Origin of the sequence: Pseudoduganella sp. UC29_71 (assembly GCF_042693265.1) — a bacterium.
Taxonomy (GTDB): Bacteria; Pseudomonadota; Gammaproteobacteria; order Burkholderiales; family Burkholderiaceae_D; genus Rugamonas.
In genome coordinates this window covers 6409255-6424816 of the sequence record NZ_CP170549.1, presented here as the reverse complement: position 1 = coordinate 6424816, position 15562 = coordinate 6409255, and the positions used below count along the sequence as shown (strand labels likewise).

The 15562-nt window shown below is 68.3% G+C and carries 10 protein-coding genes and 1 pseudogene; 5 read left to right on the top strand and 6 right to left on the bottom strand.

Going from position 1 to position 15562, the window contains the following annotated elements; genetic code table 11:
* Positions 1-116: 116 nt before the first annotated feature.
* The gene (locus ACFJI2_RS28740; RefSeq protein ID WP_377702906.1) at positions 117-3389 is read left to right on the top strand and encodes an EAL domain-containing protein; all 3273 of its coding nucleotides are present in this window, start codon (positions 117-119) and stop codon (positions 3387-3389) included.
* A gap of 110 nt (positions 3390-3499) precedes the next feature.
* Here the strand turns inward: ACFJI2_RS28740 and ACFJI2_RS28735 are convergent, their stop codons facing one another.
* The 3 genes from ACFJI2_RS28735 to ACFJI2_RS28725 all read right to left on the bottom strand — a co-directional run bounded on the left by ACFJI2_RS28735 (position 3500) and on the right by ACFJI2_RS28725 (position 8505).
* On the bottom strand, positions 3500-5035 hold the full coding sequence (locus tag ACFJI2_RS28735) for an HDOD domain-containing protein (RefSeq protein WP_377702905.1): 1536 nt from the start codon (positions 5033-5035) through the stop codon (positions 3500-3502).
* Between the two features lie 56 nt (positions 5036-5091).
* Complete coding sequence (locus ACFJI2_RS28730; protein ID WP_377702904.1) at positions 5092-6738, bottom strand: response regulator; 1647 nt, start codon at positions 6736-6738, stop codon at positions 5092-5094.
* A 183-nt stretch (positions 6739-6921) separates the two neighbouring features.
* Positions 6922-8505 carry a DUF3369 domain-containing protein gene (locus ACFJI2_RS28725; RefSeq protein WP_377702903.1) on the bottom strand — a complete coding sequence of 528 codons (1584 nt, stop codon included), beginning with the start codon at positions 8503-8505 and terminating at the stop codon, positions 6922-6924.
* A gap of 191 nt (positions 8506-8696) precedes the next feature.
* Here ACFJI2_RS28725 and ACFJI2_RS28720 point away from each other — a divergent pair, with 191 nt between their 5' ends.
* Complete coding sequence (locus ACFJI2_RS28720) at positions 8697-9179, top strand: chemotaxis protein CheW (RefSeq protein ID WP_377702902.1); 483 nt, start codon at positions 8697-8699, stop codon at positions 9177-9179.
* Here ACFJI2_RS28720 and ACFJI2_RS28715 read toward each other — a convergent pair whose 3' ends face one another.
* A complete protein-coding gene (locus ACFJI2_RS28715) occupies positions 9180-10208 on the bottom strand; it encodes a J domain-containing protein (protein ID WP_377702901.1) in 1029 nt (342 codons plus the stop codon).
* Positions 10209-10341: 133 nt separating this feature from the next.
* Positions 10342-11497 (bottom strand): annotated as a pseudogene (locus ACFJI2_RS28710) (class I SAM-dependent methyltransferase).
* A 33-nt stretch (positions 11498-11530) separates the two neighbouring features.
* Between ACFJI2_RS28710 and ACFJI2_RS28705 the strand changes: the two are divergent.
* From ACFJI2_RS28705 to ttcA, 3 genes are read left to right on the top strand one after another with little or no spacing between them, the layout of a single operon-like run.
* Positions 11531-12352, top strand: coding sequence for an SDR family oxidoreductase (locus ACFJI2_RS28705; protein ID WP_377702900.1), 822 nt, complete (start codon positions 11531-11533; stop codon positions 12350-12352).
* 31 nt (positions 12353-12383) lie between these two features.
* The gene (locus tag ACFJI2_RS28700) at positions 12384-12782 is read left to right on the top strand and encodes a dihydroneopterin aldolase (protein WP_377702899.1); all 399 of its coding nucleotides are present in this window, start codon (positions 12384-12386) and stop codon (positions 12780-12782) included.
* Positions 12782-13714 (top strand): tRNA 2-thiocytidine(32) synthetase TtcA, encoded by a 933-nt coding sequence (gene ttcA, locus ACFJI2_RS28695; RefSeq protein ID WP_107979816.1) that lies wholly within the window; start codon positions 12782-12784, stop codon positions 13712-13714. The genes ACFJI2_RS28700 and ttcA overlap by 1 nt, the downstream gene beginning before the upstream one ends.
* Before the next feature lie 53 nt (positions 13715-13767).
* On the opposite strand, the gene ACFJI2_RS28690 is transcribed toward ttcA, so the two are convergent.
* Positions 13768-15531, bottom strand: coding sequence for a M14 family zinc carboxypeptidase (locus ACFJI2_RS28690; protein ID WP_377702898.1), 1764 nt, complete (start codon positions 15529-15531; stop codon positions 13768-13770).
* Between the last annotated feature and the right edge of the window lie 31 nt (positions 15532-15562).

Here is a 15562-nt window from a genome sequence, read left to right as displayed (position 1 = left end):
TTGTAATCACAAGAATGTGAATGTGCAAGTGTTGTTTTTAAGTTGAATGATTTCTTATAGAATCGACAGCATGAGCGGGTCGCGCCCTGCGTCCGACTGCCAAGACTGGAGCAAGTTTGGAATCACCTTTCCTGCCCTCGCGCCGCTGGCGCCATGTGCTGGCGGCCAACGCCGCCTTGCTGCTGGCCTACGTGGCCGCCGGCCGCCTCGGCCTGGAAATGGCGCTCGGGGCCGCCTACGCCACGCCGCTGTTCCTGCCGGCCGGCATGGCGATGGCTGCCGTCTTCACGCTGGGGCCGCGCCTGCTCCCCGCGGTGGCGCTGGGCGGTGTGCTGGTCAACCTGATCCCGCTGGGCAGCTCCGCCGCGCTGGCCATGCCCGGGGGCCTGCCCTTCCTGGCCGCGCTGGGCGCCGGGGCCGGCGCCACCCTGCAGGCCTGGGCGGCCATGCTGGTGCTGCGGCGCGCCGTGCAGCCGGCGCTGGGGCGCGGGCGCGACGTGCTGGGCTTCATGCTGCTGTCGCCGCTGCTGGCCCTGATCAGCAGCACCGTGGCCATCGGCGCCAACGGCCTGCTGGGCACCCTGCCGCCGGCGGCGCTGCCGGTCAACTGGTTCACCTGGTGGCTGGGCGACACCACCGGCATGCTGCTGGCCGCACCGCTGACCTGGATCGCCATCGGCCAGCCGCGCCCGCTGTGGCGGCGCCGGCGCTGGCTGGTCGGGTTGCCGCTGCTGCTGTCGAGCGCGGTGTTCGTCGGCATCTACTTCCAGGTCGAGCACTGGGAGAACGCGCAGCAGATGCAGACCTTCCGCCTCAAGTCGCAGCAGCTGGGCGACTTGCTGCAGGCCCAGTTCAGCGAGCACGAACGCTTCATCTACGCCATGTCCAAGGCGCTCAACGATCCGCAGCGCACGCTGGGCGCCAGCGACTTCAGCAACCTGGCCTCCGGCTACCTGGCCAAGCGCCCCGAGCTGCTGTCGATGAGCTGGCTCAAACCCGTCAGCGACGCACAGCGCGCCGCCTACGAACACTGGGGCAGGCAAGCCATCGATCCCGGCTTCGAAGTGCGCGAGCGCAGCGGCGAACAGCGCATGCGGCGCGCCGCCCAACGGCCGGAGTACATGGTGTCGACCTATATCGAGCCGATGACCAGCAAACGCTACCTGGGCATCGACTTCTACAGCGAACCGGTGCGCGCCGCCGCGGTGCGGCAGGCGCTGCAGAGCGGCCAGCCGGCCGCCAGCGCGCCGGTGGCGCTGTTCCGCCATGCCGAGGAGAAGGGCATGATCCTGCTGCAGGCGGTGCACGCGCCGGGCGACACCGGCACCGCCATCGGCATGCTGCTCATCTCCATCCACGCCGATTCCTATATCGAGCGCGCCATCGCGCAGGTGAATTTCCCGGCGCTGCAGGTGCGGCTGGAGGACGTCGGCGGCGCCCAGCCGCAGACCATGCACAACCGCCTGCCGCGCCAGGTGCTGGCCAGCGACGTGCAGCGCCGCCTGCGCTTCGGCGGCCGCGACTACCTGCTGACGGTGGCGCCCACCGCCGAATACGCGGCGGCCCTGCGCGGCTGGCAGAGCTGGACCGTGCTGACCTGCGGCCTGCTGCTGACGGCGCTGCTGGGCGGCATGATGCTGCTGATCTCCGGCGAGCGCGCGCTGATCCAGGACCAGGTGAAGGATGCCACGGCGCGCCTGCGCGAGCGCGAAGCGCGGCTGCAGGCCATCCTGGACAAGGCCGCCGACGCCATCCTCACCATCGCCAGCGACGGCACGCTGGTCTCGGCCAACGGCGCGGCCGGCCGCCTGTTCGGCTACGCGCCCGAGCAGATGCCCGGCCTGCGCCTGGAGCACCTGCTGCCTGTGGCAGAGGGCGACACCGCTTCCGGCCTGCTGCGCAGCATCGCCAGCGGCGTCACCCACGAGCACGAGGCGACCGGCTGGCGCAGCGACGGCAGCGCCTTCCCGCTGGCGGTGTCGGTGAGCGAAGTGGAGCTGCCCGACGAGCACCTGTTCGTGGCCATCCTGCACGACCTGACCGAGCAGCAGCGTGCGCAGGAGCGCATCTACCGCCTGGCCCACCACGACCCGCTCACCGGGCTGGACAACCGCCTGTCGCTGAACCTGCGGCTGGACCAGCTGCTGGCCCAGGCGCGCCGCGGCCACGCCGCCGGCGCCGTCATGTTCATCGACCTCGACCACTTCAAGAAGATCAACGACACGCACGGCCACCAGGTGGGCGACCTGCTGCTGATCGGCGTGGCCAGCCGCCTGCGCGAGCTGCTGCGCGAAGTGGACACCATCGCCCGCCTGGGCGGCGACGAATTCATCGTGCTGGCCGGCAGCACCGCCAGCCAGCCCATCACGCCCGACAGCGCCAGCCAGGTGGCGGTGCGCATCGTCGAGGCGCTGAGCGCGCCTTTTGTGCTGCAAGGCAAAACCATCCACAGCGGCGCCAGCGTGGGCGTGGCCATGTTCCCGTCCGACGGCAGCGACGGCGCCACGCTGCTGCGCCACGCCGACACCGCCATGTACGCCGCCAAGTCCCAGGGACGGGGCAATTTCCAGTTCTTCGCGCCGGCCATGAATGCGGCCACGCACGAACGCCTGCTGCTGGAGAGCCGGCTGTGGCAGGCGCTGGAACAGAACGAATTCGAGCTTTACCTGCAGGCGCAGGTGGAGCTGGAAGGCGGCACGGTGATCGGCGCCGAGGCGCTGCTGCGCTGGCACCATCCCGAGCTGGGCATGGTGGGGCCGGACCGCTTCATCCCGATTGCCGAAGAGTCCGGCCTGATCCTGCCGCTGGGCGACTGGGTGCTGCGCACCGCCGTGCAACGCCTGCAGCGGTGGCGCGACAGCGGCCTGGGGCATTTGCGGCTGGCGGTCAACCTGTCGGCGCGCCAGTGCCACGGCAGCGCGCTGCTGCCGCTGCTGGACCGGCTGCTGGCCGACAGCGGCATCGACCCGGCGCTGCTGGAACTGGAGATCACCGAATCGGCCGCCATGCAGGACCCCGAGCGCAGCCGCAAGCTGCTGCGCGAACTGCGCTCGCGCGGGCTGAAAGTGGCCATCGACGACTTCGGCACCGGCTATTCCTCGCTCAGCTACCTCAAGCTGTTCGAGCTGGACCGCATCAAGATCGACCGCGGCTTCGTCAAGGACATCGAGAGCGATCCGAACGATGCCGTGATCGTGGCCGCGACGATTGCGCTGGCGCATTCGCTGGGGCTGGCGGTGGTGGCCGAAGGCGTGGAAACGGCGGCGCAGCGCGAATTCCTGCGCAGCAAGGGCTGCGAGGAAGCGCAAGGCTACCTGTTTGCACGGCCGGTGCCGGTGGCCGAGTTTGAATCCCTCGCCGCGCAGGCACGGCGGGTTACGCTTTGCTAACCCGCCCTACGCGCTGCCACGGGATGCGGGGACGCGGGGAACGCGCCGATGCTGGGAATGGGGGCACCGTAGGGCGGGTTAGCGGCGCAGCCGCGTAAGCCGCCGGGCATCTAGGCCGGCGTCAGCGCCACCAGCACCTGCCCTTTGAGGGCGCGGATCAGCGAGGTCTCGTCGGGGGGCACGCCTTCGGGCGCGGGCTCGCTGCGGTCGGCGTAGAACAGGCCCAGCTGCACGCCCTGCACCACCAGCGGCAGCACGATGAAGCTGCGCGCGTCCGGCAGCAGCTTGCGGTGCCACTCCGGCAGCAGGTCGCGGATCTTGGGCACGCCGGCGTCGGCGATCATCAGGTCGGCGTCGTTCTGCATGGCCAGGTGGAACAAATCGCTGCCCGCCGCCAGCGGAAACGCGAACCCGGCCATGCGCGCCGCGTGCCGTTCGCCAAACGCGATGCGCGCACGGAAAGTGCCGCTGCGCACGTCCTTCAGGCACACCGTGGCAAAGCGGAAGCCCATGCTGCGGTACAGCGTTTCCAGCACCGCCTGGATCACCTCGTTCACCTTGCAGCGTCCCGCCGCGCGCATCTGCGCCACTTCCTGCACGCCGGCCAGCAGCTGGTCGCGCGCGTTGTAGGGCTTGCCGCTGGCATGCTGGCCCTCGGGCAGGCTGCCGCCCGCGTCCAGCGTGGCCAGCAGCAGCACATTGGGCAAGCCTTCCGCGCTCTCGTCCGGCGGCGGCGGGGCCGGCTGCAGCTGCAGGCTGTCGAGCAGCTCGTCCATCTCGCGCCGGATCGCGGCCAGCATGTCCTCCAGCCGCTGCCGCTCCAGCCCCAGCGCGGCGCCGTAGCGCTCCAGCAGCGCCCTGACCACGTCGGCCGTCATGCCGCCCGGGCGCACCAGCGCGCGCGCCGCGTCCATGCTGAACGACACCACCAGCCGCACCCAGTCCTGCCGGTTCGGCGGCGGCTTCTGCAGCGGCGCCGGCGGCAAGGCGCCGATCGAGCGCACGATCACTTCCGGGATCTTCCATTCGTTGAGGATGGCGGCCGACAAGGTGTCGTAAGTGCTGCCCAAGATCATTTGCGACGCCTGGCTGACGGTGTGCGCGCCGCCGGCCACCAGCGCGTTGATTTCGCGGTAGCGCTCGTGCTGCTGGGAGGCGATCAGCAGCGGGCCGATATTCTTGAACAGCGCGCCTATGGACGCTTCCTCGGCGCCCTGGTAGGCGCTCAGGCGCGCCAGCTCGCGACCGAACAGGCTGGCGCACAGCGCCGCCTCCAGCTCCACCCGCACGCTTTGCGCGTGCTTGCCGTTGTCCAGCGTATCGACCAGCAGCATGGCCAGCGCGGTGGTCTTCACGTTGTCGAAGCCGAGCAGGGAAATGGCGCGCGAGATGGTGGTGACGGCGATGCCGCCCACGCTGCGGTAGCGCGGCGTGTTGGCGATGCGCAGCACCTTCTGCGTCAGCGCCGCGTCCGACAGCACATAGTAGGCCAGCTCCTGCGTGCCGCCCTCGTCCGAATCGACCAGCTGCACCACGCGCGCCACCGACACGCCCAGCGCGAACACGCCCTCGTCGCTGCACAGTTTTTTCAGCAGCGGCCCGCGCACGGGACGGGGTTCGGGATGCGGGGGAGAAGCTGACGGCATGGGCACGGTCCGGTCATGTAGGCAGACCATTGTAGCGCCGCAGCAGGCGCCGGGCGCTACATTGCCGCCAGCCGCCCAGCGCGGATGTTGTATTTCTTCAATATATCGAGGTGCAGCGCGGACAGCGCGGTCAGCTTGGGGTTGACCGGATCGAGCCGGCGCACGCTGGCGATCAGGTTCAGCGCGTCCTGCCCCAGCGTTTCGTCCCAGCCGGTGTTCTCCAGGCACTTGAGCACGGCCACGGCGGCGTTGAACACCACCTGGCCGTTCTCGGGCAGCTTGGCCACCGCCTCCATCATCAGCTCCACCGCGCCGCGGTAATCGCCTTCCTTGGCGCGCGCCGCGCCCACGGCCACCATGTCCACCACTTCCTGCCGGCTTTCGGCCGCCAGCTGCTGCGCCAGCTCGCCCTGGCCGGCGTCCTCCAGCACGCGCATGGCCTTGGCCATGGCGGCGGCGCTGCCTGCGTTGCGCATCACGCCGCGCAGCACTTCGGCGGCCTGCTCCGGCTGGCCGCCTTCCAGGCAGGTGCGCGCCAGCTCCAGCCGCAGGTCGCTGGACAGCCCCGTGGCGCGCCGCACGCCGGCCAGCGCGAAATGGATGGACTCCTCCAGCCGCGCCGCGTTGCCGGTGTACTCGTGCAGCATGGCCGACGAGATGGCGCTGCACACGGCCGTGTTGCGCTGCCCGGCCAGCGACTTGTCCAGGTCGCGGATGGCGGCGGCCGCCTGCACCGGGTCGCCCTTGCGCAACAGCGCGGACACCAGCCGCGCATGGTCCTCGGGGTCGCGGAATTCGGAGAAGCGGGCCTTGCTGACCACCTGCTTCCAGGCCTGCTCGGCCGCGTCCAGGTCGCCCGCCTCGAGCGCCACTTCGCCCAGGCGGCGCAGGCGGCGCACCGCGTGCGGCGACAGCGCCACCGCCTCGCTCAGCACGGCTTGCGCGCGGCTCCAGTCGCTGCCCACCTCGTAGGTGCGCGCCAGCCAGTCGTAGGCGTCCAGGAAGCGCTTGTTCTGGTCAACCAGCGCCGCCAGCATGGCTTGCGACTGCTCGTGCGCGCCGCGCAGGAACAGGCACTTGGCCTGGCCCAGCCGCGCCCAATGGATGTTCTTGCTGGCGTACAGCTCGGCGTAGATGGGTTCGGCCAGCTCCGGCTCGCCCAGTTCCACGTGCAGCTCGGCGCGCAGGCGCTGGAAGTCGGCAGCGTAGCGCGGCTGCGCCTGCTCCCCTTGCTGGCAGGCGGCAATGGCGGCGCGCTGGTCGCCCAGCGCCACCAGCTGGCGGATGCCGGACAGCGCGCTGCGCTTGTCGAGCGCGCGCGTGATGCGCTCAAGCATATTGTCGGCCGTGAAAGGTTTCAGGATGTAGTCGCTGGGCTGCAGTTCGGCCGCGCTGACCACCTTGTTGAACTGGCCTTCGCCGGTGACCATGAAGAACAGCGTGGCCGGCTGGATCAGCCGGTGGTGGCGCAAGTCTTCCAGCATCTGCTGGCCGTCCTGGCCGCCGTCCAGGCTGTATTCGCACAGCACGATGTCGTAGCTTTTGCAGGACAGCAGGCGCACCGCCTGGCCGGCGCTGCTGGCGTCCGCGATGCGGGTCACGCCGCACAGGTTGAGCATATTGTGCAGGCTGGCGCGCATGCCGGGGTGTGGCTCGATGATGAGCGCGCTGAGCGCCGTGCTGAGACCCGTGAAGTGATTCATCTTTCTTTTCCGCTATCCGTCTGCGCATGGGCGGGGCGCACGTGATGGCAGCGGCGCGCAGGGATGCGGCGGCTGGCTGCCTACAGGCAAAGTATAGTACGGATGGGTGAGAATTGGAGAGATTCGGCCCCGAAAGGCCGGCGCGGCGGGGCTGGCCCGCCACACTGGGCGCCACGGCGGGCGCTACGGCGCCGGCCGCTGGCCCAGTTCCGGGTCGCGCTCGATCACGTCCAGCAGCGCCTGCACCACTTCGGGATCGAACTGGCTGCCGCTGCGGGCCTTGATGTAGGCCATCACTTCCGGATACGGCCATGGTTCCTTGTAGGGGCGCTCGTGCAGCAGCGAGTCGAACACGTCCACCACCGCCACGATACGCGCCGACATCGGAATCTCGCGCCCCTTCAGGCCGTTCGGATAGCCCTGGCCGTCGAAATGCTCGTGGTGCGCGCCGGCGATCTCGGCGCCGTAGGTCAGGTAGCTGACGCCGTCCACCATGTTGGCGGCGCGCTCCAGGATGGTGCGGCCGACCTCGGCGTGGGTCTGCATCTGCACGCGCTCTTCCGGCGTGTGCACGCCCGGCTTGAGCAGGATGTGGTCCGGCGTGGCCACCTTGCCCACGTCGTGCAGGATGGAGGCCAGGCCTATCATGTCCAGCAGCTGCGGGGTCAGCTCGTCCGGATAGACGCCGCGCTCCTTCATGCGCGCCGCGATGGCCGAGGACAGCGCCTGCACCCGGCGCACATGGCCGCCGGTGCCGCTGTCGCGGAACTCGGCCAGGTCGGCCAGCGCCACCACGGTGGCTTCCTGCGCCTTGCGCAGCTGGCCGAACATATACAGGTTGTCGAACGCGGCGGCGATGCGCTGGCAGAACACTTCCAGCAGGTCGCGCTGGATCTGCGCCAGCGGCCACGGCGGCGTGACGGAGATGGCCACCTCGCGGTCGTGCGTGTGGATGAACAGCACGTTGGCCGGATGCTCGAACTGGCTTTTCTTTTCCGCGAAGGCCTTGGCGATGGCAGGCCACAGCGGGTGCTCGGTGGGCATGCGCTCGTTCTCGGCCAGCGGCGCGTAGCTGCCGGTGGCCGCCACCACGGTGGCCGGCCCGCTGTCGCCCTGCATCAGGCACAGCACGCCGTCGGCGCCCACGTCGAGGATGGCCGACACCTGGTTCAGCACGCCGGAGGCGAACTCGCGCAGCGAATGGATCTGGTACAGATTGGTGGCGCCGGCCAGGATCTTGCCCAGGCCCACGCGGCTGCGCTCGAGCATGTTCAGGCTCTCATAGGCGCGCAGCGCCGAGATCACCGTGGTGAACAGCTTCTGCGTGGTCAGCTCGGTCTTGGCCTTGTAATCGTTGATGTCGTATTCGATGATGACGCGCTGCTCGGGTGCCTGGCCCGGCTGGCCGGTGCGCAGCACCACGCGCACGATGGCGTTGTGCAGTTCCTCGCGGATGCGGCGCGCCAGCAGCAGGCCGGCGTCGTCGGTTTCCATCACCACGTCCAGCAGCACCAGCGCGATGTCGGGGGTGTCGCGCAGGATGTCGTAGGCTTCGCGGCCGCTGTAGGCGGAGAACAGTTCCAGTTCGCGGCCCTTGAAGCTGACGTTGCGCAGCGCCAGGCGGGTTACCGCATGCACGTCGACGTCGTCGTCAACGATCAGCACGCGCCACAGGCGCTGGTCCGGCGCAGGCAGTCCGGCAGCCGGTGCTTCGTCTTCATCCTCGTCGAGCAACCAGTTGTCGTCTGCAGCGTTTGAGTCGGTCATACAATCTCCAAGGTCGCGCGATGCCGCGCGGATACGCACTCCCGGCGCTCAATCTTCTGGTTCCCAGCATAATCAGATTTTAATAGCCTGACAACCCCTGAGGCCAGACGCGCCGCATCCTGGCAACAATAGCAAATCACCCCGAAAACAGCTACCCTGTTGGCACGCCCTCCCCTTCGAAAGGATTCATCATGCAAGACGCTAGCAGCAGCGCCGACATCGCCGGGCGCGAATTCCTTGCCTTCAAGCTGGGCAAGGAGGAATACGGCATCGATATCCTGAAGGTGCAGGAGATCCGCGGCTACGAAGCGGTCACGCGCATCGCCAGCGCGCCCGAATTCATCAAGGGCGTGATCAATTTGCGCGGCATCATCATCCCGGTGGTGGACATGCGCATCAAGTTCCGGCTCGGCGAGCCGGTGTATGACGACTTTACGGTGGTCATCATCCTCAACATCAACGGACGGGTGGTGGGCATGGTGGTCGATTCGGTGTCGGACGTGACCACGCTGCAGCCGGACCAGGTCAAGCCGGCGCCGGAGATGGGCACGGCCTTCAGCACCGAATACATGATGGGCCTGGGCACCATCGACGAGCGCATGCTGATCCTGGTCGATATCGACAAGCTGATGTCCAGCCCCGAGATGGGACTGATCGACAGCCTGCAGCCTTGACTATTTGCGCCGGCAGCCGGCCTTCTCGGCTGCGGCCGGATCGATGTTCTGGTAGCGGATTTCGTACTTGCCGCTGGCCAGCTTGTCGACCACCCAGGTGTCGCGCGCCAGCACATAGGCGTAGCGCACATTCGACTTGCGCTCCAGGTCGTAGACCTTGATGAAGACGGGCGAGTCGTTGCCGCCGTTGTCCAGCGTGAGCTGCATGTCCTCGCCCTTGTTCCCGATCGGGAAGCCTTCCACATAGCCGGACTGCGCCGGCCACGGCTCGCCGTTGGGCGCGGTCAGCGCCGCGGCCTGGGCGTCGCCGTCGCAATCGGCCGGCGCGGAGGCGGCCGACGCCGCCGTGCCGGGCAGCACCACCTGGGACAGCGCCACCACCTTGATCAGCGGCGCGCGCAGCACGCCGCTCTCGGCCGCGTAGGGCTTGGCCACGGCCCAGCTGTCGGCCAGCGGGTCGCCCTTGGCTTCGGGACGCGCGCCATGGGCCGGCACGCCGGAGGCGGCGGCCGACGAGGTGCCCGCCGGCGCGCCGGGCGCCGTGGCGCTCAGCTCGCTCTTATTGCCCAGCGCGGCAGCCAGCACCGCTTGCAGGCGCGGCTGGCCGGCCGACATCACGCCGCCGACCCAGCCCACGATCAGGCTCACGCCCAGCGCCACGCCCCATTTCCAGTTGCGCCGCCACGCGGAGCGCACCGCGCGCGGCTCGTCCACGTGTTCCGGCCAGGCATGGTCCGGCCCCGCGTGGCGGGCCGGCTTGTGGCCGTCCTCGTGGCGCGTGCTTTCCAGCCATTCGATTTCCCACTCTTCGGCGGCGATCCACTCGTCATGTTCCTTGCGGCGCTGCGGATCGGCCAGCGTGCCGTAGGCGCTGTTGAGGATGGCCATGATGCGCGCCGCCTTCTCGTCGCCCGGATTCTTGTCCGGGTGGTATTTCTGGCTGAGCGCCTTGTAGGCGGCACGTATGACTTCCTGCGGCGCCATGCGCGCCACTTTCAGGTTGTCATAGTGAGTGTGTATCTTTCCCATCGTTCCATTAACTTTTCGACAAGCGCGCCGCGACGGGGGACCGCGCTGGATCGATCATCATAGCTGATTCCGGGCCGCCAATCCCATCTTACAAGCGATGAACAGCCGATGAAAAGCGTGGCAATTCGCGCAATTACAGGCGGTGGCTGCGGTCCGATGCGGCCAGCGGCGCCGGCAGTTCCACGTTCTTGCCTATTATCAACACCTTGAACAGCTCGCCCATTTCCGCAGGCGAAAGAAGTTTCTGTAGGGCATTAGCTTGTGGCAAATACGCCATAGCATCGGACGGGTCGGTGCGCAGCAGCAGGTCGCCCACGCCGGCGCCGATCAGGAAAGAGGCCTGGTTCATATACGCCAGCACGTCGGCGCCGGCGTCCTGCGCGGCCAGCGCCATGGCGGTGAAGTCCACGTGGGCGGTGATGTCCTGCAGGCCGGGCAGGTAAAACGGCTCGGCGTGCGCGTGGTGGCGGTAGTGGCACATCAGGGTGCCCTTGTCGCGCTGGTCCAGGTAGTACTCGTGGCCGGGGAAGCCGTAGTCGAACAGGAAGGCGGCGCCGCGGCCCTGGGCCATCATGCGCGCCAGTGTGGCCATGAAGCCGCAGGCGGTGCCGTGCAGCTCGGTTTCGTAGCCTTCCGGCAGGCCGGCTGCCTGCTCGGCGCCGACCTGGCTGGCCAGCTGCCGCTGCAGTTCCTCGCTCAGCGCGTGCTCCTCGTAGGCGAAGCTGCCGGCCTCCACGGTGACGTGCAGCTCACGCCAACCGGCGGCGCTCTTGCGCACCAGGTGCACCGGCATGGCGTCCAGCACCTCGTTGCCGAACACCACGCCGTCCCACGCGTCGGGCAAGGCGTCCAGCCATACCACTTGCGGGAAGGCGCGCAGCGTTTCCTGCTGGCGCGCGCGCGAGCTCGCCGGACAGTTCCACGATGGCGTACTGCTCCAGCGCGATGCCGGCGGCCGCCAGCTCGGTCAGGATGTCGAAGGCCAGCTTGCCGGTGCCGGCGCCGAACTCGAGGATGCGGGGCGCGCTTTGAGCGATAATAGCGCCTGCCACCTGGGCCAGCGCGGCGCCGAACAGCGGCGTCAGCTCGGGGGCGGTTGTAAAATCGCCATCCTTGCCCAGCTTGGCGGCGCCGCCGCTGTAATAGCCCAGGCCGGGCGCGTACAGGGCCAGCTCCATGAAGCGGGCGAAGGAAATAGCGCCGGGCGCGCGCGCGATATCGGCGGCGATCAGGTGCTGCAGGGCGTGGGACGCGGCCAGCGCGTCGCTAGAAGGTGCGGGTAGGGACATCCCGGCATTTTAAACAATTCGACGGAACTATTCATGACTCAGGCAGAGAACACGGCGCCGGCAGGGGCCGGCGCTGCGGCTGCGGCCCCGGCGGCGCCGGCGCCCCCCGTGGCGCTGGTGACCGGCGCCGGGCGCCGCATCGGCCGCGCCATCGCGCTCGGCATGGCGCAGGCCGGCTGGGACGTGGCCGTGCACTACCGCCACTCGCTGGCCGAGGCGCAGCAGGTGGTGGCCGAGATTGCCGCCATGGGCCGGCGCGCCATCGCCCTGCCCTGCGACTTGGCCGACGAAGCAGCCGTGCGCGCGCTGCTGCCGCAGGCGGCGGCCGTGCTGGGGCCGGTGTCCTGCGTGGTGAACAACGCCTCGCTGTTCGACTACGACAGCGCGGCCGACTTCACGCTGGCGCGGCTGGAGGCGCACATGGCGGCCAATGTGGCCGCGCCCATCCTGCTGGCGCAGGCGCTGCACGCGGCCACGCCGGACGGCGCGCAGGCCGTGGTTTTGAATCTGCTCGACCAAAAACTGTACAATCTCAATCCCGACTTCCTGTCCTACACCTTGTCCAAGGCCGCGCTGCATACGGCCACGACCTTGCTGGCCCAGGAGCTGGCGCCGAAAGTGCGCGTGGTCGGCATCGCGCCCGGCATCACGCTGGTGTCCGGCGACCAGAGCGAGGCAGGCTTCGCCAAGGCGCACACGCAAACGCCGCTGGGCCGTTCCAGCACGCCGGAGGACATCGTGGCCGCCGTGCTGTACGCGGCCGGCGCGCGCGCGCTGACCGGCACCACCCTGCTGGTGGACGGCGGCCAGCATTTGCAGGCTTCGCCGCGCGATGTGATGTTCCTCGCCAAATAATTCGATATTCAATTTAAAAGAAAGTTCAACCATGCTGTCCGCCCTGACCCATCCCCGGCTCCAAGACTGCCGCCGCCTGTTCCTGCGCAACTACGAAGTGCTGATCAACATCGGCGTGCACGATTTCGAGAAGAAGGGCGAGCAGCGCGTCCTGATCAATGTGGACCTGTACATCCCGCTGGCGGTGTCCACGCCGACCGCCGACGAGCTGCACGAAGTGGTGGACTACGATTTCATGCGCGACACCATCGCGCGCCGCATGGCCGAGGGCCATGTGCACCTGCAGGAGACGCTGTGCGACGACGTGGTCAAAGCCATGCTGTCGCACCCGCGCGTGCGCGCCGTGCGCGTATCGACCATGAAGCCGGACGTCTACCCGGATTGCGAAGGCGTGGGCGTGGAAGTATTCCAGATCAAGGACAACGTGTAATGAACGCAGTAATGGACAACCTGGCCGCCCCGGCCGCCCCGGCCGGCAAGTCGGCCGAAAAGATCGCGCTGGAAAACAACAAGCTGCACAAGCGCCTGTGCCGCCTGGTGGGCCAGGCCATCGGCGACTTCAACATGATCGAAGACGGCGACAAGGTGATGGTGTGCCTGTCCGGCGGCAAGGACAGCTACGCACTGCTCGACATCCTGATGACCTTGCGCGAGCGCGCGCCGATCAACTTTGAGATCGTGGCCGTCAACCTGGACCAGAAGCAGCCGAACTTCCCGGCCGACATCCTGCCGGCCTACCTGGACAAGCTGGGCATCCCCTACCACATTGAAAACCAGGACACCTATAGCATCGTCAAGCGCCTGATCCCCGAAGGCAAGACCACCTGCTCGCTGTGCTCGCGCCTGCGGCGCGGCATCCTGTACCGCGTGGCCGACGAGCTGGGCTGCAACAAGATCGCCCTCGGCCACCACCGCGACGACATCCTGGAGACCTTCTTCCTCAATATGTTCTTCGGCGGCAAGCTCAAGGGCATGCCGGCCAAGCTGGTGTCGGACGACGGCAAGCACATGGTGATCCGCCCGATGGCGTATGTGAAAGAAGTGGACACCGAGCGCTACGCCGAAGTCAAAGGTTTCCCCATCATCCCGTGCGACCTGTGCGGCTCGCAGGAAAACCTGCAGCGCAAGCAGATCAAGAACCTGATGCGCGAATGGGAAAAGAAGCACCCCGGCCGCGTGGACAACATCTTCTCGTCGCTGTCGACGGTAGTGCCGTCGCACCTGATGGACCGCGACCTGTTCGGCTTCAAGGACATCAAGGCCGACGGCCAGGCCAACCCGCTGGGCGACATCGCCTTCGACGAAGAACCCTGCTCCACGCCGAGCACCGTGCCCGGCACCATCCCGCTGCAGCCGCTGTGATCCCTGCGCGCGCTTAGCGGGGCCAGCCCCATCGGGTCTGACCCCGGCAGTGCTTAACGCACCACTGCGCTACGCATCACCGGATACAGCTTGAATCGCTCGTCCCACGACGGGTGGCGGCGGGCGAAGAATTCCAGGCGCTGGGCGGAGCTGGCGGCGAAGGCCGGGTCGCTGGCCAGCTTGCGCTTGAACTCGGCCGCCACGGCTGGATCTTTCAGCTGCTCGCGCGCCACTTCCTCGGCCACGTATTCCTCCATGTACTCCTTGCGCTCGAAGGCGTTGTTGAACGCGCCCCAGGCCAGCAGCGAGTCGGCGCTTTCCGGCTCCAGCATGGTGATCACCAGGCGCGACTTGGCCTGCGCGATCGGCACGAACAGCGCGCCCTTGCCCACTTCGCGCGCCTCCTTCTGCCACGCGCCTTCAACCGCCAGTGCCTGGTGGCCTTCGAACGACTGCGCGCCGAATTTGGTCTTGCTGGCGCGGAAGGTCTCCACGTCCACCTTGCCCAGGTCCGCGTTCAGCACCTTGTAGCTGATGCCGTGCTGCTTGAGCTTCTCGGCCACCATGGACGCCTGCGCGGCCGGTACCAGGTAACCGCCGGCCGGCGCCGCCACCTGCAGGTTGGGCACCACTTCGTCGCGCAGCGGCACGGTCCACATTTGCGGCTTGCTCTCGTCGTAGCGGGTCCACAGCGCGCCGGACACGTCGGACGGCGTGCGCGTGTATTCGTAGCCGGCGAACTGGATCATCTGCGTGCGGTCGGTGGTGCGGTAGCTGAGCGGCACCAGCTGGTTGCCCAGGTTGAGCGCGCGCGCGTCCGCTTCCTGCGCCAGCTTGCGCCACTCGGCGCCGTGCTCGGCCACCTGCGACAGCAGCGACACGATGGTGTTGCGCGTGATGCGCACGCGGGTCGGGTAGTCCTTCCACGAATGCGTTTCCACCAGCATGGCGAAGCGGTTACGCAGCGGGAAGTAGCCGGTGGAGAAGCGCGGCGCCGCCATGCTGTCCTCGAAGCCCGATTGCGGATCGTCGGTCTTGGCGAAGGAGATGTAGTAGTGCTTGGGGTCGGAGCCCTGCTTGCGCAGGTCGTCCATCACGGCGTCGCGCAGCGCCACGCCGGCCGTCATCAGCGCCGCGTCGCCGCCGTGCACCGGTTCCACCTGGATCGACACGTCGGGCTGGAACTTGGCGCCGTCGGTGACATGCAGGTCGATATAGGCCAGCGGGTCCCAGGCGCTCACCAGCGCCAGCATGGCCTGCATTTCGGGCGCATCGGCCTTCACGTAGTCGCGGTTCAGGTTGAAGTTCTGCGCGGTGGTGCGCCAGCCCATGGCGGCCGGGCCGCGCTGGTTGGGGCGGTTCCATTCGCCGAAGCGCTCGTGGCCGTCGACGTTAAACACCGGCACGAACAGCAGCACCTGCTTGTCCAGCGCGCCCGGCGCGGCCTTGCCGTCCAGCGCTTCGCGCAGCGCCAGGAAGCCGGCGTCCTTGCCGTCGATTTCGCCGGCGTGGATGCCGCCCTGCACCAGCAGCACCGGCAGGCCGCGCTTCCCGGCCTGCTCCGCCGTCAGCGCGCCGGTGCGCGAGACGGCCAGCGCCAGCATCGGCCGGCCTTCCGGCGTGCGGCCGAATTCGAAACAGCGCACCTGCTTGGGGTAGGCTTGCTGGAAGGCCTTGCACAGCTGCTGCACCTCCTCGTAGCGGCCGGTCTGCTGGAAGCCGGAGCGCTCCGAGACAGTGACCAGCGAGGACGGCGCGGCGGCGTGCGCCAGGGGTAAGGCAGCAGACAAGGCAAGCAGCAAGGCACTACGTTTCATGTATCGGACTCCGGCGGTTGGAAGGCATGCC